This is a genomic window from Lysinibacillus sp. BSL11, from assembly GCF_052928325.1.
In genome coordinates this window covers 69,557-93,114 of sequence record NZ_JAVGCX010000004.1, presented here as the reverse complement: position 1 = coordinate 93,114, position 23,558 = coordinate 69,557, and the positions used below count along the sequence as shown (strand labels likewise).

Sequence of the window (23,558 nt, the reverse complement as noted above, 5' to 3'; positions counted from 1 at the left end):
CTTAAGAATTTAATTGGATTTTTGGATTTAACACGGTATAAAGCACATCAACAATTAAATTGACTAAAATAAATTCAAATGCAAATAACAGCAAGGCAGACTGAATGACGGGATAATCTCGAAAGGCAATCGAATCAATTAAAAGTCGTCCCATTCCTGGAAAACTAAAGACTGTCTCCACTACCACCGATCCTCCTAAGAGAAATCCGAATTGCAGACCTGCTACTGTTACCACAGAAATCAAGGAATTTCTTAAAGCATGGGTCACAATAACGGAGTGTTCTTTCAATCCTTTTGCTCTCCCTGTTCTTATAAAATCTGCTTGTAACGTTTCTAGCATGGAAGAACGAGTAAATCGAGCAATCATTGACATAATGCCAGCCCCTAAGGTCAAGGAGGGCAAAATATAACTAGTAAAGCCATCTAATCCACCTGTCGGAAATAGCCCTAGCTGCACTGAAAATAATTGAATCAATAATAAGCCCAACCAAAATCCTGGAATTGAGATGCCAGAAACAGCCGTTACCATACCAAAATAATCAGGCCATTTGTTTTTATTGATGGCAGAAAGAACACCAATCACCAAACCCATTAATGTAGCCCAAAACATGGAAAGGAAAGTAAGATGAAGAGAAGGCATAAACCTTGTTTTAAACATATCTATGACAGGTAGTCCGGTTGTTAAGGATGTTCCAAGCTCACCCGTCACAAGATTTTTCATATAATCCATGTATTGTTTAAGAATGGGTTTATCTAAACCTAACTCATGGCGTACATTTTCAACATCTTCTAGCGTGGCATCCTTACCAGCTACTAATCGTGCAGGGTCACCTGGTATGAAATGAATAAATAAGAATGTTAATATGGAAATGACAATTAATATCGGTATCATTTCAACAGTTCTTCTTGCTATATACTTCCACATGTTGCCTTCCTCCTTTCTATTTTTGTAGAAAAGGAATTGACGAGTATCAATTCCTTTTACTGTTCATTACTCCACTTTGGCATTCTTCACATCAAGTCCACCTGTAGGGTTTACTAGCACACCGCTTACATTTGAACGTACACCATATACAACCTCATCTACCCCTAAGAAAATCCAAGGTGTATCTTGATAAACGATTTCCTGTAATTTTTCATATAGTTCAGCTTGGCGATCTACATCTGAAATGGAATTAGCTTCATCCATTAATTGATCTGCCTCCGTATTATGATAATAAGCTGTATTTGCACCATTCGGTGGGAATGATACGCTATGGAAAAGAGGCTTTGTTGCATTCGTTATATCCGAAGCATACGCTGACCAACTCACATACCACATTTGTAATTTCGCATCATCTGGTGTTTGTGCACCATAGATTTCGTCTGATAAAGTTCCTTCTTCCATTGATTTAATTTCTACTTTTACACCGATTTGACCTAACTGTTGTTGAATAAACTGCATACCCTTCATCGTATCTGAGTTTGTGTTCCCCCAGATTTCAATATCGAAGCCATCTGGATAGCCTGCCTCAGCCAATAATTCTTTTGCCTTTTCAATATTGTGTTCATACATTTTTTGCTGCTTATAATAAACGGTTTTAGAAGGAATAATGGAGTCTAATGGTAAACCCAGCCCTGCATTCACCACTTTTAAATAAGCATCCTTGTCCACCGCATAGTTAAAGGCTTGTCGAACTTTAATATCATCCAAAGGCTTTTTATAGGTATTTAATGAAACATAATGTGCAATTGTAGAAGGAACCTTATTCACCTCTACATCTTTACTATTAGAAAGCTCATCAATATTTTGTGCTGGCACTGGATAGATAACCTGAGCATCACCTGCTTTTAGCATCGCTACGCGCGACCCATTTTCTGGCACTGGTTTATAGGTGATTTTAGCAACACGTTCTCCACCATCCCAATAGCCATCAAAGTTTTCAATTGTTAAATGGTCTCCTTGTACCCATTCAACAAATTTATATGGTCCTGTACCAACAGGTTTTTTAGGTATATCTGCTGAATTTTCTTTAATCATTTTTGGACTAATCATTTTGGCAACGCCGAATCGCGTAATCATTGGTCCATAAGGTTCTTTTAAAGTAACTTTAATTTCATAGTCACCTAGAATTTCAACATTGCTGATTAAGCTAAAACCACGAGAATATAAACGTAAGCTTTCATCATTCATGATCCGTTCAATGTTGACCTTTACAGCTTCAGCATTAAACTGTTCCCCGTCATGGAAAGTAACCCCTTCTTTAAGTTTGAACGTATAGACTAGAGCGTCTTCACTAATTGAATAGTCATCTGCTAGAACCTTAATAATTTGACCATCTGCATTAAAGCCTAACAATCCTTCTAGCATTGTCTCCTGAACAGAACTCGAATTCGTATCCCCTGTGTTATGCGGATCCATTGAAATAAAGTTTTCATTTACAGCGATAACAAGTTCATTTTTTGAACTAGCTGTACTTGAATCTGTAGTAGACTTGTCCCCAATATTTGATGCGTTAGAATTGTCTTTCTCTGCGCATGCCGCTAAAAGCAACGTACATAGAATTACAAAAACCAATTTTTTAACATAATTCATCTCATCTACTCCCTTTGTAAAAATATATAAAAATATTTCTTATAACTTAAATTAAGAAATATAATTACCAAAAAGCATTTATTTTCTCCACTGATGAAAATAATTAAGCAAAAAATAAACTATATTTTCTTACGATTAGACAATTCAATTCAGGAAAAATTTATCCCTCAACTATCACAATTGCTTTTAATCAGAAAGTATAGTTCAACATACAAGATGTATTTATTCCACTGCTGAAAATAAGTGATTAAAAAAATATTCCCTCTTAGGACATTTTTATTATCAGAAAATTAATTATTTTTTAACAACTATAAACTATGAAATCTAATATTTCCACTATTTTTTTGATAAATTTCAGAATTTTATAATTATTTTTATTGAACTATAATAATTATCCCTAGAATTTTTGTTGCCCCAAAGGCCAATAATAAAAGTTCTAAAAGCCCTTATTACGCGGCTTTTAGAACCTACATGAATAGTTGCTATAGCGTATTTATACTATTCACAACCACATTTAGTATGCGGTCAAGATCTTCTTGTGCAATATTAAGTGGTGGTGATAACGTTAAGACGTTATTAAACCCTGCTACAGTGGCTCCATTTTTCCCAATGATGACCCCTTGCCCTTTACATGCTGCAATGACAGCATTCACTTTCTCCACAGGTAAAGGTTCTTTCGAAACTTTATCTACCACTAATTCAATTCCAATCAATAAGCCTTTGCCTCGTACATCTCCTACATTTGGGTGATGCTGTAATTCTTGTTGCAGTGTTTTTAGTGTTGCTGCACCAATTTCCTTGGAACGGTCAAATAATGCCTCTTGTTCAAGAATCTCAATATTTTTTAATGCGACTGCACATGCCACTGGCGAGCCACCGAATGTATTAACATGGCGGAAATAGCCGTATGCATCTGATCCAGTAAACGCCTCATATATTTCACGCTTTACCGCTGTAGCTGATAATGGTAAATAGGCACTTGTAATTCCTTTAGCCATTGTAATAATATCAGGCTTTACACCATAATTCATAAATCCAAATGGCTTCCCTGTACGACCAAAGCCACAAATAACCTCATCTACAATCATTAAAGCGCCGTGTTTTTTACATACTTCTTCAATACCTTTTAAATAGTTTTCTGGAGGCATAATGACACCTCCACCTGTAATAATAGGCTCTAAGATCATCGCTGCAATGGTGTCGCTCAGCTCCCATGTCATCGTTTTGTCTACAGCCTTTACACTCGCTAAATCTAATGACGCAATTGTATCACTTTCATGCTCGCGATATTGATCAGGTGGTGCAACATGGATAAAGCCAGGTGATAGAGGCTCATATTTATATTTACGCTCCGCCTGCCCTGTTGCCGCTAATGCACCGAATGAATTCCCATGATAAGCACGGTAGCGAGAGACAATTTTATAGCGCGAGCTTTGTCCTTTTTGCTGGTGGTATTGTCGCGCTATTTTAAAAGCTGTTTCATTCGCCTCTGAACCACTGTTAGAGAAGAAAATAACATAATCTCCACCAAGCATTTCATTAAGTTTTTCGGCTAGTTCGACTGCTGGCAAATGTCCCTGAGATAAAGGTGCATAAGCATTTTTCATCATTTGTTCATGTGCTGCATCCGCTAATTCTTTACGACCATAGCCAACATTGACACACCATAGCCCAGCCATCGCATCAATATATTCCGCACCATCTGTATCAGTAATTCTTGCGCCATCAGATTTCTCTACTACATACGTGGCTTGTGGATTATAGGGTTTCATCGAATGCCATACATATTGCTCATCCTTTGCTAATACATCACTTTTAAGATTGATCTGCGTCATCGCCAAACACCCCTCATTATTATTTTAGTTTTTCGCATCGTTATTACTTGGAAACGCAAAGGAGCTTGCTGTATCCTCTGTCTCATCGGGCCAACGTTCAGAAATCGTTTTTGCCTTTGTAAAGAACCTCGCCTGATCTGGGCCAAACATATGCCCTTCACCAAACTTAGAGCGTTTCCACCCACCAAAGTTATGATAGCCAACTGGGATTGGGATGGGCACATTTACCCCTACCATGCCCACCTCTATTTCTTCTTGGAATTTACGCGCCGCCGCGCCACTGCTTGTAAACATTGTGACACCATTGCCAAGCTCATGACCATTTATTAAATCAATAGCCTCTTGTAGTGAATCAACCCCTACTACAATACGTGCTGGACCAAAGACCTCCTCTTTGAAGATCGTCATTTCTGGTGTGACATGATTAAGTAAAGTGGGACCAAGATAAAAACCATTTGACGTTTCACATACTTTTGGATTTCTTCCGTCGATGACAATATTGGCTCCTTCACTTATGGCCCCATCGATATAACGTATAATCGTTTCCTTTGATTGTTTAGTGATGACAGGACCAAAATCGACGCCTTGCTCTGTATAAGGCCCTACTTTTAGTTGGGAAATTTTATTTTTCAATATTTCTGTAAATCGTTGCTCTGTATCCTTCCCTACAACGAGTGCACCAGAAATAGCCATGCAACGCTGAGATGCTGCGCCATATGCTGCTCCTAAAAAGGCATTTGCTGTCTGTTCTAAATTGGCATCTGGCATAACAATCATGAAATTCTTCCCACCACCAAATGCAGCGACACGTTTATTGTGCTTTGTCCCAGTTTGATAGATATATTCAGCAACAGGCGTTGAGCCAACAAATGAAATTGCTTGAATCTCTTTGTTTTCTAATAGTTCATCGACTGCCTCTTTATCTCCATTCACCACTGTCCAAATACCGTCTGGTAGTCCTGCCTCTTTCCATAATTGGCTCAAATATAATGCTGAAATAGGTACACGTTCAGATGGCTTTAGAATAACAGTATTTCCTACCGCAACAGCCATACTTGTAATAGCCAGTGGTACCATAACAGGAAAATTAAATGGTGCAATGGTTGCTACTACACCAAGTGGCGATTTGGCAGAAAAAGCATTAATATTTCCACCTACATTGACGGAATACTCTCCTTTTAGCATTTGTGGGGCACTGATCGCCATATCCACAGATTCAATCCCACGAACAATTTCACCTTTTGCATCTTCCTTAGTTTTTCCACTTTCTTGGCAAATCAAATTGATAAGTTCTTCCTGTCTTTCTACTAACAGCTGACGGAAACGATGTAGCACTTCTACCCGCTTCCCAATTGATGTTTTTTTCCATGCTGGAAAGGCTTCCTTAGCAAGCTGAATAGCATGCTTTACCTCGGCTCTTGAAGCAAGGGGCACTCTTGCAATAACCTCACCTGTTGATGGATTATATACTTCAGAGAATCTGTTACTTGTACCTGCTACCTCTTCTCCTTTGATAAAATGTGTTAGCGTTTTCATTTCTTGTTGAACTGTCATACTGGACCACTCCTTTTTCGTCTTATTGTTCAAAATCAAACTCGTCTTTTGTGAAAAGGGAACTTGATTCATCGGCTTGTTTGATCACCTTTTTCTTTTGAGTCAGCATATAGAAAATCATCACAATGGCCACAATAACGCATGTAAATAATATTTGTGAGCGCATAGACTCTATAAAGAACATCGCAATGAGTAATGCTGTTGTTGCTACTATTGTTAAATATGTTAAATATGGAAATAGCCACATTTTCACCTTTAATAGCTCTGGATTTTCTTGCTCAATCTTCCGGCGCATTCTTAACTGTGAAAAGGCAATGATTAAATAAAGGATCAACGTAATAGCACTACAAGAACTTAATAAAAACATAAATACTTTATCTGGGGACACATAGTTCATAATGACCGCAATATATGAGAAAAATGTTGCGGCAAGTATGGCATTGACAGGTGCACCATTTTTGTTTAATTTTAAAAATGCCCTTGGTGCTTCTCCTTTTTCTGCTAAAGAAAATACCATTCTTGATGTAGCATATAGTGCTGAATTTAGGCATGATAATACAGCAGTTAAAACAACAAAATTCATAATTTGTGCGGCTGCAGGAATACCAATATAATCAAGTACAGCTACATAAGGACTTGTTAAAATATCTGAGGAATGCCAAGGCAATAGCGTCACTACAACTGCAATAGAGCCTACATAGAAAATTAAAATACGCCAAGTAATAGAATTGGTAGCTTTTGTGACAGCGGCTAACGGTTCATCCGATTCACCAGCAGCAATCGCAACGATTTCTGTCCCCATAAATGAAAAAATAACTATAACGACACCCATTAGAACAGCGCCAAAACCATTTGGTAAAAAACCACCCTGCTCAACTAAGTTGGTCATACCAACAGCATTAAAGTTTGGAGCAATACCAAAGATAATAAAGGCACCAAGACCTAGAAAAACGACTATACTTGCAACCTTAATAAGAGAGAACCAATACTCAAACTCACCAAAAGCTTTGACAGAAAGAACATTTGTTAATGTAAGTGCTACAGTTAATAACAGACTTAATAGCCATAAAGGAATCCCATCATACCAATATTGAATAATGGCAGCTGCTGCTGTTGCCTCTAAAGCAATGGCAATCACCCAGAAAAACCAGTACAACCATCCAATCATAAAACCTGCCCACGGACCAATGGCTTCATGTGCATAGTGAGCAAACGATCCACTCGTTGGATTGACTGCCGCCATCTCACCTAGCATACGCATAACTAATACAACGATAATTCCTGCAAATATATACGATAAAATTGCCCCTGGACCAGCTAGGTTAATGACCGAGCCACTCCCCATAAATAGTCCAGCACCGATTACACCGGCAATCGCAATCATCGTCATATGCCGCTTCTTTAATCCTCTTTGTAAATGCGTTTGTTGCCCCATATCTGTCACCTCTTTTAGTAGATTGCTTGATCGCTTACAAAAATCTTACATCTTTCATAACGTTGAAGTAATAGACAAACTGTAAAATTCTATACTTTTGTTTTATACATAATGTAAAATAGACTAAATATTCTTAAAATAATTTTTAAACGATTTTATTAGTAAATTTATAGCACTAAGCAGAAATTATTGAATATCAATCACAGAGATGCATGTCAAAAGGAGGGGCAAAAATGAGCTCATTTCAACTAAAAGTACTAGACGTTTTACAGAATAAATATTTTCAAAATGCAGAGGTAGTTGCAGGTCATGAGGGACTAACAAGGAGCGTTAAATGGGTACATGTACTAGAAATCATACATGTTGATAATTTTTTAGTTGGTGAAGAGTTAGTATTAACTACAGGGCTTAGTCTTCAACATAGTATTGAGGACTTTGTATCCTTTATAGAAGCCATCATTCAAAAAAATTGTGCTGCACTTTGTATTGAATATGGCACCTCTATTCAAGCAGTACCTGAGGCGATTTTAACACTTGCCAACCGCCACCAGTTTCCTATTATTGTTTTCCATAAAGCAGTTCCTTTTGTTCGTATTACACAGGATTTACATAGCCAAATTATTAATCAGCAATATCTATTGATTTCTTCACTAGAAGCTTACTCACAAACATTGAACAAAAATGCAGTATTGGGACAAAACGCGGACGATATTTTACAAAATATGTATAATGAATTAAAAATACAAATTATGTTTTCCATTAAGGGAAGAGAGCCTGTCTTTTTCCCCAATATGGCTCATAAAAAGCGGCAGCAATTCCTAACATTGAATACATCGACTCAGCAATTTAAACATGAGCCTATTTTTCTATTTGATCAACATTATGCTGATTTATCAATTTATCGAGAAGATGGGCTTTTCTCCGAATTTGAATTATTAATATTAGATCGCACGGCAACAGCGTTGGCACAGCTTTTAATGCGAGAGTTTTATATTGAGGAAAAAAAGAATATTGAGGATGCTTCGATTTTAGCTGATTGGATTGATCAAAAACTGTCTAAGGAGGAAATCTATAAATTTATCGTTACACATTATGCTAACTATACACAATCTAGTGGCACTGTCTTTATTTTGGCTTCTCCTAATACGTTGACAAAGGCACAGGAGGATGTAGTCTATAGTAAGCTTTATTATCGTAATCTCTTTGAGCAACATGGCTTTATTCCATTTTTATTTGAAAGAAAAAGCTATGTTATTTTTATTTTACTGCATACAAAAGATAGTAAAGCCATTCGTGATATGTTGAACAACATGTTTTCCTCCTTGGCCAAAACTGAATTTTATAAAAAGCAGCAAGCACAAGGTTATCAGATAGCTATTGGGAAGGTTGTTTGTGATGTAGATGAAATTCCTAAAAGCTATCAAACTGCACAAGAAACCTTATATATTTGTCGAAAAGTACAAACGTCCTCGTTCTTTTACGATGATCTGCATTTATATCATTTAATCTATAAATTACAAATGCAAGTGGATTTACAGGAAGTGATTTACGACTATTTACAGCCAGTTATTGAATACGATAAAAAATATAATAGTAAGCTTCTCGAAACATTGCAGGTGTATTTACAAACAAATGGCTCTAAACAGCAAACAGCGAATCAATTGTTTATTGTTCGTCAAACACTCTATCACCGCTTAAAAAAGCTTGAAAGTTTACTAGGTAAAAATTTTATGAATGGGCATAACCGCATTACACTTGAATTTATGCTACTAGCCAATTCATTGATCGAGGATAAGAGCTAGAAAAAAGTTGGCACGCTCAAAAGGCTATCTACCTTCCTAAGCGTGCCCCTTAATTACCCTTTCACAACTACATCCTGATACAGTTCAGGTCTGCGATCATCGTAAACAGGGATTCTTCCACGTACTTCATCGACAATAGAAAAGTCTACATCGATCACCGCTATTTCCTCGTCCTCAGCACCAACCCAAAGTACTTCTCCCCAAGGCTGAATAATCATGGATTGCCCATTAAAATTTTCTACCTTTTTTGAAATACGATTAACGGCTATGACAAAGCATTGATTTTCAATTGCCCGAGCCTGTAGCAATGTTTTCCAATGGTCAATCCTTGGAGTTGGCCACTGCGCTGGTACAAATAATACCTTTGCTCCTTGTAATGCATGGGCTCGTAACCATTCTGGGAAGCGAATATCATAGCAAATAACACCAGCAGCTTCAATGTCACCTAGAGCAAAACGATTCATTTCATTCCCTGCCTCTAAGTAAAGATGCTCGTCCATTAAACGGAAAAGATGTGCCTTGCTGTATTCCCCAACAAGTTCTCCATTACGATCAAAGGTATACATTGTATTATAAAATTTGTCGCCTTTCTTTGTTGAAACAGAGCCCCCTACAATATGTACATCAAGTTCCTTAGCAAGTTTAGCCAAAAAGGCCTTTGTCCGCTCACCATTGATATCTGCTAGCTCAGACAGTTTTTCCAAAGCATAGCCTGTGTTCCACATTTCAGGTAACACAATAATTTCTGCCCCTTGTTTTGCAGCTTCACGAATCTTCTCCTCAGCACGCGCAAAATTTTCTTCAGCTTTGCCAAAGCCAACATTTAATTGAATACATCCGATTTTCATATCCATTCCTCCTCTAGACAATTAACAGAAAAAGTAATACTATTTGCTTCATATTCTTCAATAATAATTATTATATTCTGAAAAAGGTGATCATGCATGGAATTCTCTAAAAAACTACAGCAACTACCCACTCAATTTTTTGCAGCACTCGTACAAAAAGTAAACTTGGCTCTAGAAGAAGGGCGTGATGTCATTAACCTTGGGCAAGGAAATCCCGATCAGCCAACGCCTACTCACATCATTCAAGCATTACAGGAAGCGGCTGAAAATCCTCAAAACCACAAATATTCACCATTTAGAGGTCTCGCTGAATTACGCCAAGCTGCTGCCGACTTTTATCAACGTGAATATCAGGTAGAACTAAATCCAGATACAGAGGTAGCGATTCTCGGTGGAACAAAAATTGGTCTAGTTGAGCTACCTTTAGCAGTGTTAAACCCTGGTGACACGATGCTCTTACCAGACCCTGGCTATCCAGATTACCTATCAGGTGTCGTACTAGGAGATGTCAATTTTGAAGTGATGCCACTTTTTGCCGAAAACGATTTCTTACCTGATTATGATGCATTACCTGATGAAGTGAAAGAAAAGGCAAAGCTTCTTTACTTAAATTACCCGAACAACCCTACAGGAGGTACAGCATCACTTGCGTTTTTTGAAGAGACTGTTCGCTTTGCGAAGGAACACAATATTATCGTATCACATGATTTTGCTTATGGGGCAATAGGATTTGACGGTAATAAACCAGTTAGCTTCCTTCAAGCAAAGGGTGCAAAAGAAGTAGGAGTTGAAATGTATACATTATCGAAAACCTATAATATGGCTGGCTGGCGTATAGGCTTCGCTGTAGGGAATGCCGAGATTATCGCTGCTATTAATCTTATTCAGGATCATCTGTTTTGTAGTCAATTCCCTGCCATTCAACAAGCCGCAGCAGTAGCACTGACAGCTTCCCAACAATGTGCGGATGAACTACGAGCTACTTATGAGCGTCGCCGCAATGTACTCATTGAAGAAGCTCGACGAATTGGCTGGCATGTTACGGCTCCAAAAGGCTCCTTCTTCGCATGGCTTCCTGTACCACTAGGCTATACAAGTGAACAGTTTGCTGATCTTTTGCTCGAAAAAGCTGATATCGCTGTAGCAGCAGGTAATGGCTTCGGTCAATATGGTGAAGGCTATGTACGCGTAGGGTTGCTAGTTAGTGAGGAGCGCTTACGTGAAGCAATCCATAGAATCGAGCAATTACAATTGTTTAATAGATAATGATGAAGGCGTATCCTGTAGCTATCCCTAGCTACAGGATCATTAATATTTTTCAATTTTCCTTGGTTGCCCTAAATCATTTTCTAATGGATAAAATTGAGCATGACCTGTTTCATCATCCCATTTTCGAATATGTTGAATGCCTTGTACCTCTGCCAACACGATGTCAACAGTAATAACAGGGTTTCCCCCTTTTATTAAATGCCCACCCGATACAACACCCCATTGATCGCTCATAGAGCCATGGAAATGTGTCTCATATCCCCCATCTCGTTTACACACCACACCTGAACCTTGAATAAATTCTAATGGTCCCTCTTTTTCCATCACATCACTAAAACGAACTTGAATTTGAGCTGTTGCATCTGGCACTAAATAAACAAAGCTACTTTTTTGAAAGCTGCCAATACAGCTTACAATTGTGGCTGACTCTATATTATTCTCTTCGCAAAGCGCTTCAATCCCTTCAATGATATCTGTTCCCGTTAGAAAACGAGCACTAATAACCTTACCAAATGAACCTATACCATAATTAACTCTTACAGACATTGTTATCCCTCTTTTGCGTCGAAATATTATAATTATATAAAAAATTTAAAAATTATTTATTGACTTACTATACCCTATAAATTATATTAGTTCTATCGGAATTACAAAAAAATATTATAAATCTCTTATCAAGAGTAGCTGAGGGACTGGCCCTATGAAGCTCGGCAACCTCCTTTTTTAAAGGAAGGTGCTAAATCCTGCAAACGAACTTCGTTTGATAGATAAGAGAGGACATCTTTTCATGAGCCTCTCTTAATTTGTAAGAGAGTTTTTTTATTTTCAAAAAACCGATAAAAACAATCTTGGAGGTATTTTCATGAAAAAGAAAAATAAATTTTTAGTAGGTTTAGCAAGTCTAACATTAGTAGCAGCTTTAGCAGGCTGTGGCTCTAAAGAAGATAGTAAAAGCCAAGCTGAAGGAATTGATGAAAAGAAAATCGTTGTAGGCGTCACTTCTGGTCCACACGAACAAATTGCAGAAGTAGCCGCTAAAGTAGCAAAAGAAAACGGGCTAGAAGTAGAGCTAAAATCATTTTCTGACTATGTTTTACCTAATACATCCTTAGCTGAAGGTGATCTTGATGCGAACAGCTATCAACACGAGCCTTTCCTGGATACATTTAATAAAGATCATGATACAGATTTAGTACCAGTGGGCAAAACGATTTTAAATCCAATGGGTATCTACTCTGAAAAATATAAATCCTTTGATGACATTCCTGACGGTGCAACGTTTGGCTTACCAAATGACCCAACGAATGGAGCGCGTGCCCTCTTTGTTTTACAGGAAGCTGGCTATATTCAGTTAAAAGATGGCGCAGACTTAACAGCCTCGATTCGTGATGTAGAAGAAAACAAAAAGAATTTAAAATTCATTGAATTAGAGGCAGCTCAAATTCCTAAACAACTTAGTGAAGTAGACGTAGCAGCTATTAATACAAACTTTGCATTAGAAGCTGGTATTAACCCTAAAGATGACTCTATTTTATTGGAATCTACTGATTCTCCATACGTGAACTATATTGTTGTACGTGCTGAAAATGAAAATGATCCAACAATTAAAAAATTCGTTGAGGCTTACCAATCTGATGAAGTACGTCAATTCATCGAAGAAGAATTCAAAGGTTCAGTAATCCCTAGTTGGTAATACATTCAGGAAGCTTCTATAAAGCCGAAGAATCTGTCGAAATTCCTCTATAGGAAAACGAGCAGATTCTTGCTTTTTAGAAGGTGGAGAAAGGAGCAAACAGTCGCATGATTCAATTACAAAATATCTCAAAAGAATTCAAGTCGAAAAAAGGCATCATAAAAGCTGTGGATGGCATCAATCTTCACGTAAAAAAGGGACAAATTCATGGTGTAATCGGCTATAGTGGTGCTGGTAAAAGTACACTCATTCGTTGCGTTAATCTACTCGAACGTCCTACAGCAGGAAAAGTAGTGATAGACAATGTAGACATTACGACCCTTTCTCTTCAAGAATTACGTCAAACACGCCAAAAAATCGGGATGATCTTCCAGCACTTTAATCTATTAAAAACAGCAACAGTTTACAATAATATTGCAGTTCCCTTAAAGCTTCTAGGCTATAAAGAGGCAGAAGTAAAAAAACGAGTAGCTAAGTATGCTGAAATTGTCGGTTTAACAGATAAACTAGATAGTTACCCAAATCAACTTTCAGGTGGTCAAAAACAGCGTGTGGCTATTGCACGTGCCTTAGCACAGGAACCAGAGATTTTACTTAGTGACGAAGCAACAAGTGCACTTGATCCTGAGACAACGGAAGCCATTCTTGAATTGTTGTTAAAAATTAATCGTGAATTAGGCATTACGATTCTGCTCATCACACATGAAATGAATGTAATTCAAAAAATTTGTGATGAGGTTTCTGTTCTAGAATCAGGGAAAGTTGTGGAATTTGGCACAGCGATTGAACTTTTTGCGAAACCGAAGCACCCTACAACGCGAAAGTTTTTAAATACAATTTCACAACGTAATTTATCCCCCTCTCTTATTGAGCAATTAAATGTTTCAGGAAGTGTAATCCGTTTAACATTCCTTGGTGAAAGTACTGGTAAGCCATTATTAGCAGAAGTCACTAAGGTATACGATGTGCAACCAAATATTTTAACAGCTAATATTATTGAATTAAAAAACGGTATTGTCGGCAATATTGTGGTGCATTTACATGGCGAAACGCAGATTGTCCAAAAGGCGTTAACGTATTTTTCAGAAAATGGCGTGGCAGTGGAAGAATTAGGAGGTGCGTTCAATGAGTAGTATCCAAAGTTTCTTTACAGATTGGTCAGATGTAATTGGCAAAGCAATTATCGAAACATTTCAAATGGTCGGAATTTCATTGTTGTTCTCCATTCTGATTGGTATTCCATTAGGGCTATTAATCGTTTTAACACGACCAGGACAATCCTTTGAAAATAAATTTTTCTATCAGTTTTTTAATCTATTTATCAATATTGTTCGCTCTGTTCCATTTATCATTTTATTATTCTTCATCTTACCTTTTACCAAGTTAATTGTAGGTACAACAATTGGTGTTAAAGGTGTAATCGTTCCGCTAGTTGTTTACACAGCTCCTTATATTGCACGACTGATGGAATCTGCGCTATTAGAAGTGGATTCAGGAGTAGTAGAAGCCTACACAGCCATGGGTATTAAACGTCGCCATATCATTTGGCATGTCCTATTACGTGAAGCTCGACCATCTATTATATTAGGCTTAACGATTGCCACAATAGGATTAATTGGTGCAACAGCAATGGCAGGAATGGTTGGTGCTGGCGGTTTAGGTGACCTTGCCTATCGTTATGGTCATTTACGCTATGAGGTTGATGTGATGTATGCAACTGTCTTTATCTTAATCATCCTTGTGCAGAGCATTCAATCCATCGGTAACCGCTTCGCCGCGAAGTTGAAAAAAGACTAATAGGAGAATGAAGATGACAAACGAAATTTATGTAGAGAAGTATGGCTATATTGCAACGTTAGTATTAAATCGCCCGGAAAAACGGAATTCTTTATCAAGGGCAATGTTTCAAGCCATAGTAGACCAACTAGAGCTGCTCAGTGTAGATTCTTCCATCAAACTTTTAATTGTTCGCGGTGTCAATGAAGTAGCCTTTTCTTCCGGTGCAGATATTACCGAGTTTTTAGATGTTCGTTATGCTACAGACAATGCCAAAGCCTATAATGAATTGGCTCTAAAGGCGATCGATGCTCTCTATAAATTTCCACACCCGACAATTGCTATGATTCAGGGCTTAGCAATTGGTGGTGGCTTAGAGTTAGCAAACGCTTGTGACTTTAGAATAGCAACACCTAAGAGTAAGCTAGGCATCACCGCTGCAAACATAGGTATTGTCTATAATTTAGAAAGTACAAAACGTCTCATCAATATTGTTGGTGTCGCTAAGGCAAAGGAAATTTTGTACACAGCTACTATTTTTACAGCTGAAGAAGGAAAAAATATTGGTTTAATCACGGCCCTCCACGAACCAGAGGATATTGATGAGGCGACATTGCAATTCGCTGAACATTTATTAAGTAAATCATCCATTGCAAACACAGGCATCAAAAAAATTATCCAGGCAATTGTTGATGGTGAAAATGAAGAAAATGATGCGTTGGCACAGTTAGTTTTGGATTCATTTAGTTCAGACGATTATAACGAAGGTATTCAAGCCTTTTTAAATAAAAGAAAGCCTTTTCAATAAATAAGTGAGGTTGTAACGATGACAAACATAACTGATGGCGATCTACTCTTAAAAAATATAACTGCACAAGCCCCCTTCCCCATTTGCTTTGCAGATTTAGAAAAGGCCGTAGCGGAAAAAATCGAAGCTGGACCTTATGGCTATATCCGTTCAGGTGCTGGCGGTGAACAAACACTGCGCAATAATCGAGCAGCTTTTGAGAAGTATTCCATTGTTCCCCGTTTTTTAAATGATGTGTCAAACGTTGATACATCCGTTCATTTGTTTGGTAAAACATATCCAACTCCTTTGCTTTTTGCTCCTGTGGGCATGAACGGAATGGTTCACGATGAAGGAGAACTTGCCGTTGCACGTGCTGCCCAGTTTTTAAATATCCCTTATATACAAAGCACTGTTTCCACTTTTGCTCTTGAAGAAGTTGCTCAAGCTGCGCCTTCTGCAACAAAATGGTTTCAATTATATTGGTCTACTAATGAAGAAATTGCTTTTAGTATGGCTGCACGTGCGGAGGAAGCTGGATTTGAAGCGATCGTTTTAACTGTCGACACCGTAATGCTTGGCTGGCGTGAAGAAGATGTACGCAATCAGTTTTCACCATTGAAGTTAGGCTATGCAAGAGGAAATTATATGAATGATCCCGTTTTTACAGCCTCTTTACCTGATGATTCATTCGAGTCCTATGTACAAGGTGTCTTGCAAAATGTCTTCCACCCAAAACTTAATTGGGAGCATGTTCGAGAGTTAAAAAAACGTACAAATCTTCCTATATTATTGAAGGGAATTTTACATCCTGAAGATGCAAAGCTAGCTATTGACAATGGTATTAATGGCATTATTGTATCAAACCATGGTGGCCGTCAATTAGATGGCGTGATTGGTTCACTGGAGGCCCTTCCCGCTATTGCGAAAGTTGTGAATGGACAAATTCCTATTATATTAGATAGTGGTGTATATCGTGGCATGGATGCCTTAAAAGCACTTTCTTTAGGAGCGGATGCCGTTGCAATAGGACGTCCTTTCGTCTATGGACTAGCCCTTGAAGGACAACAAGGCGTCGAAAAGGTGATGACCAATCTTTATGATGAATTAAAGGTTTCTATCGCATTAGCCGGTGCCACCTCTGTCAAAGGATTACGCAACATCACATTAGTCAAACAGGATGGGACTGAGGGTAAATGAAACAAGCATTACAAGGATTAAAGGTTGTCGATTTATCACAAGTCTTAGCTGGTCCCTATTGCACCATGGTATTAGCAGATATGGGTGCAGAAGTTATCAAAATTGAAAAATACCCAAATGGAGACGATACCCGTACAATGGGTCCATTCGTTAATGAAGAAAGTCATATGTATATGATGGTTAATCGTAATAAAAAAGGTGTCTGCATCAATTTAAAAACTACTGAGGGACTGGCTTTATTTAAAGAATTGATTCAATCTGTTGATGTACTTGTGGAAAATTATCGACCAGGTGTCACGAAAAAGCTTGGTATCGATTATGATACATTAAAAGCCATCAATCCAGGCCTAATTTACTGCTCTATTTCTGGTTATGGTCAAACAGGTCCATATAGTCAAAAGGGTGGCTATGATATTATGGCTCAGGGTCTGAGTGGCTTAATGCATATGACAGGTGAAGCAGATGGCCGACCTGTAAAAGTTGGCTTTGCGGTGAATGATATTGCTGCTGCACAAACAGCCTTACAATCCATTTTAATGGCCTATATTTATAAGCTTCGTAGTGGCGAAGGTCAATATATTGATGTGTCCTTAGTGGAGTCAGGTCTTGCGTGGACTGTTTGGGAGGCCGCTGCTTACTTCGGAAAGGGTGAGTTACCTGAGCGAACTGGAACCGCCCATCGTGTGTCAGCGCCCTATCAAGGTTTCAAAACACAGGATGACTATATTCTAGTAGGTGCTGGCAATCAAAAGCTATGGGAGATTTTTGCCGTAAAAGTTGTCAATCGACCTGATTGGTTAGACAATCCTCTCTTTGCTACCAACTATTCACGTGCCCAACATGTGAGGGAGCTGGAAGCAGAAATTGAAAGCGAGCTAATCAAGCATAAGGCTTTCTACTGGCTCGAACTATTGGATAAGCACGGTGTACCATCTAGTCCAATCTATTCCTATGACCAAACATTAAATGACCCTCATATACTAGAGCGTGACATGGTACTGTCCTATGAGCACCCGATTGCTGGACCAATGAGAACATTGGGCTTCCCAGCTAAGTTTTCACAAACGCCTGGACAGCTAACAAGTGCAGCACCTACATTAGGTCAACATAATGAAGAAATTTTACAGGCATTAAATATTTCTGATCAAGCTATTCAACAGCTCAAGGCAGGAAAAATAATTGGGTCAAAATAAAGAAATTGTCTATTTTTAGATAAGATCGCTATCAGTTAGATTTAAGCTTCTATCGGTCACTTTTTTGGTTCTATCCTTCACTTTTTCTTTTCTATCATGCAAAAAAGGCTTCCCCATCCATGAGGAAGCCTTTTTCTTATTGAATAACGCCTAATTCACGACCAACCTTCTCGTAAGTCGCAATTGCATCATCAAGCATTTCTTTTGTATGTGCCGCTGTTGGCATATTCCGAACGCGACCTGTACCTTTTGGAACTGTTGGGAAGACAATCGATTTTGCATAAACGCCTTCTTCAAATAAACGTTTTGAAAATTCCTGTGTTAACTTTTCATCCCCAATGATGCATGGTGTAATTGGTGTTTCAGACGCACCAATATTAAAGCCAAGCTTCTCAAGCCCCGCTTTTAAATAATTACCATTATCCCACAGCTTATCGTGTAGCTCTGTTGAATCAATCAGCATTTGCACGGCTGCTGTAATAGCGGCTACATCACCTGGTGGTAATGCTGTTGAAAATAGGAATGGGCGTGAGCGAACTTTTAGCCAATCAATTAAATTTTTCTTACCTGCTACATAGCCACCTACTACACCAATAGCTTTTGATAATGTACCAATTTGGAAATCAATTTCTTTTTCTAATCCAAAATGCTTCACAGTTCCTTTTCCTTTACCTGTTACACCCGAACCATGTGCATCATCCACATACGTAATTAAATCAAACTCTTTAGCTATTTCCACAATTTCAGGTAATTTAGCAATATCACCATCCATTGAAAAGACACCATCTGTGATAACCATGATTTTATTGTATAAACCTGATTCCTTTGCCGCTTTTGTCTTTGCACGTAAATCCTCCATATCAGAGTGATTAAACGCGATGATTTTTGCCTTCGATAAGCGACATCCATCAATAATAGAGGCATGGTTTAATTGATCAGATAGAATGGCATCATTTTTATCCATTACAGCAGAAATAGCTGCCATATTACAATTAAATCCAGATTGATAAGAAATAGCCGCTTCTGTTCCTTTAAATTCAGCAAGCTTTTCTTCTAATTTTACGTGCAAGTCAAGTGTCCCGTTGATTGTACGAACAGCACCTGCTCCAACACCGTATTTATCAATTGTCTCTTTGGCAATACGCTTTAATTCTTCATTTGTTGCTAAACCAAGATAGTTGTTAGAGGATAAGTTAACAAGATTTTTGCCACGGACCTGAATAATTGGACCATTTGCTCCCTCTACTGGATCGATTTCATTGTATAAGCCTTGTTCATGTAGGGCTTGTAGGTTTTCATCTAAAAATGCATTCAATACTTTTGACAAGCGTATCATCCTTTCCTAGGAAAACTGTTCTCGCTCCTAGTTTAGCACATGCAAGCCATTAGCTACATTACTTTGTTAATCTTTCGAATAGTGGCGCTGTTTTTTCGCGCCATAAAGAAGCCGACAGACCATTATCTAATAAACGACGAACAGTATATTCAGCTTCTGCATATCGTTTAGAATGGCCCATTGCATCCTGTATAGCCTCTTTGTATTGTGCTCGCACTGCCTCGATTGCAGTTTCTGCTTCCTCTGAAAGCGTACAATGTTGACCAATATCAAATATCTTATCCCCTAACCTACCATCCTCTGGATTAAAGATATGAGGCTCTGTGCTATCAAAAATACAGAAATTGAGCTCTGGGATAATGACCATATCCACAGATCCTGCATCTAAGCCACACCAAACAATTTGTGCATCAAGCCCTCTTGCATTTGCTTCATCTGCTAAGCTTTTCATTAGTGAAGATTTGCCTGTACCTGGCTTACCTTTAATCATAAAGCGAGTCGTGATACTTTTGGTGATACTATCCACTGTATTTTCCGCACCTCTAGGAGTTAACGTTCCCAGTAAACGATGTGTCCGCATACCTGTTTTATTTAGAACAATGGATTGGAACACATCCGACTTTAAATTTTCCACCTGTTCATTTAATGCCTGCCAGTCCATACAGCTTTGTGTAACAACCTCCCAGTCATCATGTAGCTTAATTGCTTGATTCAGTTTCGCTATGCATTTTTCACGCCATGTTACACGCTCTTGCATGGCCTCTGCAAGCTGTTCTCCAATCTTTTTAAGCTGTAGGTCCTCTAAACAATCGTAGAAAGACATGACACGATGCTTTGTACCGAGTAAAGTTGGCTCAATATTCCACTCAGATGCCCATACAAAAAGTCTGTTACAGCCTTTTATATAAACGGCCTCAACAACCTCCTCTAATAAAGCATGCTTAAACCACTCGACAGCAAAACCCTGTTTTACATAGAAGTATCCAAGTTCTTTTAACAGTTCTGAACCTTTAAATGTGGCAGGCCCTTGCAAAAAATAAACGAGAGACGCCTCTTCCATCATTTCTTTATATAAATGCTTCACACCTTGGCCAGTCAATGCGTGTCCAAAATAATACGTTACATTTCCGTTCAAATGTTGTTCCTCCTTTAGCTTGTGCCCTGCATTATATGAAAGAACGCTAAAAAAAATGAAAAGCTACTTCTATCCTTTACAGATCTAAGTAGCTTCTTGGTTTAATAGAATGGCTTTATGCCCTCCATATTTCCAATACATTTCATCAATATTTTACGACAATACGGTAATGAATATTGCACAATATAGCCTGAAGTTAAGGCAATCAATACTGTCCCTACTCCAACTGGTCCTCCTAGAAGCCAGCCCACAATGGTTACAAGTACTTCAATTCCCATTCTTGCTGTTTTAATAGATCCACCAAACTTTTCGACAAGTATCATCATTAAGGTATCCCTTGGTCCTGCGCCCATATTCGGTGCAATATACATCCCACAGCCAAAGCTCAAAACAAATAAGCCAATAATAAAATATGTAATTTGTAAGCCATATACATCCGTCGAGGGTAACATCCAGTTAAATACATCAATGAACGAGCCAATTAACAGCATATTGAGCCAAGTACCTATCTTTGGCCATTGACGCAATACAATGGATGTTGAAGCAACTATAAAGAGTCCTGTTACAATAGACCATGTGCCAATACTTAACCCAAAATTTTGAAATAGACCTACATGTAAAACATCCCATGGGCTTGTTCCAACAATTTTCCCCTTTATCGACATCGTGATGCCAAGTGACATCACCATTAAGCCACCAATAAAAAAGGTCCAACGCCACCCCATTATTCTACGCATTCCTTATCCTTCTCTCTATGAATAATATTGCTATTACTGTATCATACTTTCAACCAAAATTAAGATATAGTGCTTGAACTAAACCGTTTATCTTACCACATAAAAAACTACCCATTCTCTCACTCATGGGTAGTTGTAATTGAGGCAAGTTGTGCCTTTGTTATATTCTTCAGATCTTCTATTTGTACATGAATTTGCATACCAATTTTCCCGGCACTAACGATTATACTACCTTGTTCTTGAGCAGATACATCGATGACCGTTGGATATAACTTCTTCATCCCTACTGGTGAACATCCACCGCGAACATAACCAGTATGGCTAAGTAGATCTTTTACCGCTAACATTTCAATTTTCTTTTCCCCAACTACCTTCGCGGCTGCTTTTAAGTCTAGCTCTCCAGCTACTGGAATTACAAATACAAATAACCTTTGGGCACTTGCTTTTGCTACTAATGTTTTAAATACCCGAGCAACAGGCTGCCCTATTTTCTCAGCTACAGAAACACCATCTACTTGACCATCCCCTGTTTCATATTCCATCACATCAAAATGAATTTTTTGTTGTTCTAATAAACGAATCGCATTCGTTTTCGCATACTTTGCCTTTGCCATGTCAACAATCTCCTATCTACAGCATCAGGCTATCAAAGAGAACATAGAATCCTTGTCTGGACGATAGCCATTTTTCGTCATTTGAACGTGAGCCGCATATCTTTCCGATGCCTGTTTAAATACTCTTAACTTGAATGCAGTCTCATAGTTCTTACCGAAAATTGTATCTGCAAATGGGTCCAATTTCAATTCCTTCGAGTAACGTTTAGGAACCTTCACTTCAATGATGTCACGTACAAAAGATGGTTCGCTTTCATTTGTGGCAACCTCATCAAAATTTGAATTATTTAACATATGCTGTATTTGAGCATCAACACTTTGCGCCACACGTAAATCTAGAGGAGAGGGCTCTGCTGATGACAATGCTGCATTACGTACCTGCTCTAAAATGTGCAGTGTGTCACCTTGTTCTGAATCGGATATATTCGAGGAATCAGCGTTATCATTCATTCCTACTTTATAAGTTTGCTCATGGGCCCGTACATTCTTTTCTGTTTGCTGTAAATCTTCCATAATGGCTTTCTGCTGAGGAGTTACTTCTTTTGACTCTTCTTGCTGTTGATCATACAAATCTTGGTCAGTACGTCCTAATAATAAATTTTCAAGTTCAATCAATAATGGATTTTTCTTTGGCTGAAAATACATCGCATTTTTTCTATAGGCATCTCCTGCCTCTTTACGCTGAAGTATTTTTTTACGATTATGCTGGGATGAAATTCTTTCTTGCTCCATTAAATTTGATAATTTCATTGTTTTCACCTCGTCCTTCTATCTTCATATGCTAATAAGTTAATAGATATGAACATTCTTCCTCACACTCTATCTATACCATTTTAATAGTTTCTGTACACTCATTATCGGAATTTTCACTATTAAATTCAAGCACTAATTACTACTAAGCTCCTAAAGAGATACTAATTATTTTCAGAAATAGGCAGAAAGAACCTCATTCAGCTAATATTTTCATATTCATTTATTAGCTCCATACACTTTTCAATAAAATTTATTACCATATACACTAAACAAATGGTGTTAATCAATATAAAATAAAAAAACAGCCCCTTCATACTGGACTGCTTTTCTCATTTTTTGGGTCTAATCAATATACCTTTATAGGCTAAGTAACCAAGCCATGCACCAATTGTATTTAAAATTAAATCATCAATATCTGCAGAACCAACGGTAAAAATAAATTGAACGGTTTCAACAGCAAGACTAGAAATAAAGCCTAAACAAATAATAACCCACGCTTTTCGGAATTTCTTCGATAGTAATGGCAGTAAAAAGCCCATTGGAGTAAAAATTAATAAGTTGCCAAGTAAGTTAACGATTATAATTTCCCAATTAAAATACTGAGAGTAGTTTATATAACGGAGAATCGTTTCGAAGGGCATAAAATTAGTAGTTAATCGCCAGCTACTATAATCAAACAATCCTAAGTCACCTATAGAGTAATCTCCCTTTAATAAAACGACGACTACATCTACTAAGCGATCAATAACCAATTTATAAAAAGCCATAAATGAATAGATACTAAATAAAATCCAACCTGCAACCTTTAGCGGCAAATAATATGTATCAATGACATCCCGATATGGTAATGGGAGCTTGGCATTATTTTGAACATCCGCTATGTTGTTTTTAGACAAGCTTAACACCCACTTCCCTTTTATTCCTTCCCATATTTTAATATGCTCAACTATAGCTTGCAAGTAGCTGAAAAAATTATCACCCAAAAAGGCTGTCTCCTACCAGCAGAGACAGCCTTA

21 protein-coding genes and 1 riboswitch are annotated in these 23,558 nt (G+C 37.9%); of the genes, 8 read left to right on the top strand and 13 right to left on the bottom strand.

Annotated features, from left to right (window positions below; translation table 11 throughout):
- Window position 1 precedes the first annotated feature (1 nt).
- From nikB to RCJ95_RS06030, 5 genes are all read right to left on the bottom strand, one after another.
- A complete protein-coding gene (nikB, locus tag RCJ95_RS06050) occupies window positions 2–925 on the bottom strand; it encodes a nickel ABC transporter permease (protein WP_221679222.1) in 924 nt (307 codons plus the stop codon).
- Window positions 926–991: 66 nt separating this feature from the next.
- Window positions 992–2,575: a glutathione ABC transporter substrate-binding protein gene (locus tag RCJ95_RS06045; RefSeq protein ID WP_221679220.1), complete on the bottom strand. Its 1,584-nt coding sequence runs from the start codon at window positions 2,573–2,575 to the stop codon at window positions 992–994.
- Window positions 2,576–3,057: 482 nt separating this feature from the next.
- Window positions 3,058–4,410, bottom strand: a complete 1,353-nt coding sequence (locus RCJ95_RS06040) for an aspartate aminotransferase family protein (RefSeq protein ID WP_369354283.1) — start codon at window positions 4,408–4,410, stop codon at window positions 3,058–3,060.
- Window positions 4,411–4,434: 24 nt separating this feature from the next.
- Window positions 4,435–5,964: a CoA-acylating methylmalonate-semialdehyde dehydrogenase gene (locus tag RCJ95_RS06035; RefSeq protein ID WP_257521095.1), complete on the bottom strand. Its 1,530-nt coding sequence runs from the start codon at window positions 5,962–5,964 to the stop codon at window positions 4,435–4,437.
- 22 nt (window positions 5,965–5,986) lie between these two features.
- Window positions 5,987–7,399, bottom strand: a complete 1,413-nt coding sequence (locus RCJ95_RS06030; RefSeq protein WP_221679214.1) for an amino acid permease — start codon at window positions 7,397–7,399, stop codon at window positions 5,987–5,989.
- A gap of 233 nt (window positions 7,400–7,632) precedes the next feature.
- Between RCJ95_RS06030 and RCJ95_RS06025 the strand changes: the two genes are divergently transcribed.
- A complete protein-coding gene (locus RCJ95_RS06025; RefSeq protein WP_446722021.1) occupies window positions 7,633–9,201 on the top strand; it encodes a PucR family transcriptional regulator in 1,569 nt (522 codons plus the stop codon).
- Between the two features lie 53 nt (window positions 9,202–9,254).
- Here RCJ95_RS06025 and RCJ95_RS06020 read toward each other — a convergent pair whose 3' ends face one another.
- Entirely contained in the window at window positions 9,255–10,049 is a 795-nt protein-coding gene (locus RCJ95_RS06020) for a carbon-nitrogen family hydrolase (protein ID WP_221679210.1), read from the bottom strand.
- Between the two features lie 96 nt (window positions 10,050–10,145).
- Between RCJ95_RS06020 and RCJ95_RS06015 the strand changes: the two genes are divergently transcribed.
- Window positions 10,146–11,315, top strand: coding sequence for a pyridoxal phosphate-dependent aminotransferase (locus RCJ95_RS06015; protein WP_313150433.1), 1,170 nt, complete (start codon window positions 10,146–10,148; stop codon window positions 11,313–11,315).
- Between the two features lie 42 nt (window positions 11,316–11,357).
- On the opposite strand, the gene RCJ95_RS06010 is transcribed toward RCJ95_RS06015, so the two are convergent.
- Window positions 11,358–11,864 (bottom strand): PPC domain-containing DNA-binding protein, encoded by a 507-nt coding sequence (locus RCJ95_RS06010; protein WP_257521075.1) that lies wholly within the window; start codon window positions 11,862–11,864, stop codon window positions 11,358–11,360.
- Between the two features lie 122 nt (window positions 11,865–11,986).
- Window positions 11,987–12,092, top strand: a riboswitch (SAM riboswitch).
- A gap of 88 nt (window positions 12,093–12,180) precedes the next feature.
- Between RCJ95_RS06010 and RCJ95_RS06005 the strand changes: the two genes are divergently transcribed.
- The 6 genes from RCJ95_RS06005 (at window position 12,181) to RCJ95_RS05980 (ending at window position 17,967) form a co-directional block, all read left to right on the top strand.
- Window positions 12,181–13,011 (top strand): MetQ/NlpA family ABC transporter substrate-binding protein, encoded by an 831-nt coding sequence (locus RCJ95_RS06005; RefSeq protein WP_221679123.1) that lies wholly within the window; start codon window positions 12,181–12,183, stop codon window positions 13,009–13,011.
- 107 nt (window positions 13,012–13,118) lie between these two features.
- Window positions 13,119–14,144, top strand: coding sequence for a methionine ABC transporter ATP-binding protein (locus RCJ95_RS06000; RefSeq protein ID WP_221679122.1), 1,026 nt, complete (start codon window positions 13,119–13,121; stop codon window positions 14,142–14,144).
- Window positions 14,137–14,808, top strand: a complete 672-nt coding sequence (locus RCJ95_RS05995; protein ID WP_004225517.1) for a methionine ABC transporter permease — start codon at window positions 14,137–14,139, stop codon at window positions 14,806–14,808. The genes RCJ95_RS06000 and RCJ95_RS05995 overlap by 8 nt, the downstream gene beginning before the upstream one ends.
- A 13-nt stretch (window positions 14,809–14,821) precedes the next feature.
- Window positions 14,822–15,595 carry an enoyl-CoA hydratase/isomerase family protein gene (locus tag RCJ95_RS05990; protein ID WP_446722020.1) on the top strand — a complete coding sequence of 258 codons (774 nt, stop codon included), beginning with the start codon at window positions 14,822–14,824 and terminating at the stop codon, window positions 15,593–15,595.
- A gap of 18 nt (window positions 15,596–15,613) precedes the next feature.
- A complete protein-coding gene (locus tag RCJ95_RS05985) occupies window positions 15,614–16,774 on the top strand; it encodes an alpha-hydroxy acid oxidase (protein ID WP_221679119.1) in 1,161 nt (386 codons plus the stop codon).
- On the top strand, window positions 16,771–17,967 hold the full coding sequence (locus RCJ95_RS05980; RefSeq protein ID WP_257521073.1) for a CaiB/BaiF CoA transferase family protein: 1,197 nt from the start codon (window positions 16,771–16,773) through the stop codon (window positions 17,965–17,967). Before RCJ95_RS05985 ends, RCJ95_RS05980 begins: the two co-directional genes overlap by 4 nt.
- Window positions 17,968–18,103: 136 nt before the next feature.
- Here RCJ95_RS05980 and RCJ95_RS05975 read toward each other — a convergent pair whose 3' ends face one another.
- From RCJ95_RS05975 to RCJ95_RS05950, 6 genes are all read right to left on the bottom strand, one after another.
- Window positions 18,104–19,303: a glycine C-acetyltransferase gene (locus RCJ95_RS05975; protein WP_446722019.1), complete on the bottom strand. Its 1,200-nt coding sequence runs from the start codon at window positions 19,301–19,303 to the stop codon at window positions 18,104–18,106.
- 58 nt (window positions 19,304–19,361) lie between these two features.
- Entirely contained in the window at window positions 19,362–20,438 is a 1,077-nt protein-coding gene (locus RCJ95_RS05970) for a nucleotide kinase (protein ID WP_369578736.1), read from the bottom strand.
- Window positions 20,439–20,539: 101 nt separating this feature from the next.
- Complete coding sequence (locus RCJ95_RS05965; protein ID WP_004225524.1) at window positions 20,540–21,175, bottom strand: YczE/YyaS/YitT family protein; 636 nt, start codon at window positions 21,173–21,175, stop codon at window positions 20,540–20,542.
- Between the two features lie 119 nt (window positions 21,176–21,294).
- Window positions 21,295–21,789 (bottom strand): Cys-tRNA(Pro) deacylase, encoded by a 495-nt coding sequence (ybaK, locus tag RCJ95_RS05960; RefSeq protein ID WP_369354276.1) that lies wholly within the window; start codon window positions 21,787–21,789, stop codon window positions 21,295–21,297.
- 24 nt (window positions 21,790–21,813) lie between these two features.
- Window positions 21,814–22,539 carry a hypothetical protein gene (locus RCJ95_RS05955; protein ID WP_369578737.1) on the bottom strand — a complete coding sequence of 242 codons (726 nt, stop codon included), beginning with the start codon at window positions 22,537–22,539 and terminating at the stop codon, window positions 21,814–21,816.
- A gap of 332 nt (window positions 22,540–22,871) precedes the next feature.
- Window positions 22,872–23,525 carry a VanZ family protein gene (locus RCJ95_RS05950; RefSeq protein ID WP_221679114.1) on the bottom strand — a complete coding sequence of 218 codons (654 nt, stop codon included), beginning with the start codon at window positions 23,523–23,525 and terminating at the stop codon, window positions 22,872–22,874.
- Window positions 23,526–23,558 lie beyond the last annotated feature (33 nt).

Coding starts and splice junctions, on each gene's coding strand:
- nikB (WP_221679222.1), bottom strand. CDS start 925: ATGTGGAAGTATATAGCAAGAAGAACTGTTGAAATGATACCGATATTA.
- RCJ95_RS06045 (WP_221679220.1), bottom strand. CDS start 2,575: ATGAATTATGTTAAAAAATTGGTTTTTGTAATTCTATGTACGTTGCTT.
- RCJ95_RS06040 (WP_369354283.1), bottom strand. CDS start 4,410: ATGACGCAGATCAATCTTAAAAGTGATGTATTAGCAAAGGATGAGCAA.
- RCJ95_RS06035 (WP_257521095.1), bottom strand. CDS start 5,964: ATGACAGTTCAACAAGAAATGAAAACGCTAACACATTTTATCAAAGGA.
- RCJ95_RS06030 (WP_221679214.1), bottom strand. CDS start 7,399: ATGGGGCAACAAACGCATTTACAAAGAGGATTAAAGAAGCGGCATATG.
- RCJ95_RS06025 (WP_446722021.1), top strand. CDS start 7,633: ATGAGCTCATTTCAACTAAAAGTACTAGACGTTTTACAGAATAAATAT.
- RCJ95_RS06020 (WP_221679210.1), bottom strand. CDS start 10,049: ATGAAAATCGGATGTATTCAATTAAATGTTGGCTTTGGCAAAGCTGAA.
- RCJ95_RS06015 (WP_313150433.1), top strand. CDS start 10,146: ATGGAATTCTCTAAAAAACTACAGCAACTACCCACTCAATTTTTTGCA.
- RCJ95_RS06010 (WP_257521075.1), bottom strand. CDS start 11,864: ATGTCTGTAAGAGTTAATTATGGTATAGGTTCATTTGGTAAGGTTATT.
- RCJ95_RS06005 (WP_221679123.1), top strand. CDS start 12,181: ATGAAAAAGAAAAATAAATTTTTAGTAGGTTTAGCAAGTCTAACATTA.
- RCJ95_RS06000 (WP_221679122.1), top strand. CDS start 13,119: ATGATTCAATTACAAAATATCTCAAAAGAATTCAAGTCGAAAAAAGGC.
- RCJ95_RS05995 (WP_004225517.1), top strand. CDS start 14,137: ATGAGTAGTATCCAAAGTTTCTTTACAGATTGGTCAGATGTAATTGGC.
- RCJ95_RS05990 (WP_446722020.1), top strand. CDS start 14,822: ATGACAAACGAAATTTATGTAGAGAAGTATGGCTATATTGCAACGTTA.
- RCJ95_RS05985 (WP_221679119.1), top strand. CDS start 15,614: ATGACAAACATAACTGATGGCGATCTACTCTTAAAAAATATAACTGCA.
- RCJ95_RS05980 (WP_257521073.1), top strand. CDS start 16,771: ATGAAACAAGCATTACAAGGATTAAAGGTTGTCGATTTATCACAAGTC.
- RCJ95_RS05975 (WP_446722019.1), bottom strand. CDS start 19,303: ATGATACGCTTGTCAAAAGTATTGAATGCATTTTTAGATGAAAACCTA.
- RCJ95_RS05965 (WP_004225524.1), bottom strand. CDS start 21,175: ATGCGTAGAATAATGGGGTGGCGTTGGACCTTTTTTATTGGTGGCTTA.
- ybaK (WP_369354276.1), bottom strand. CDS start 21,789: ATGGCAAAGGCAAAGTATGCGAAAACGAATGCGATTCGTTTATTAGAA.
- RCJ95_RS05955 (WP_369578737.1), bottom strand. CDS start 22,539: ATGAAATTATCAAATTTAATGGAGCAAGAAAGAATTTCATCCCAGCAT.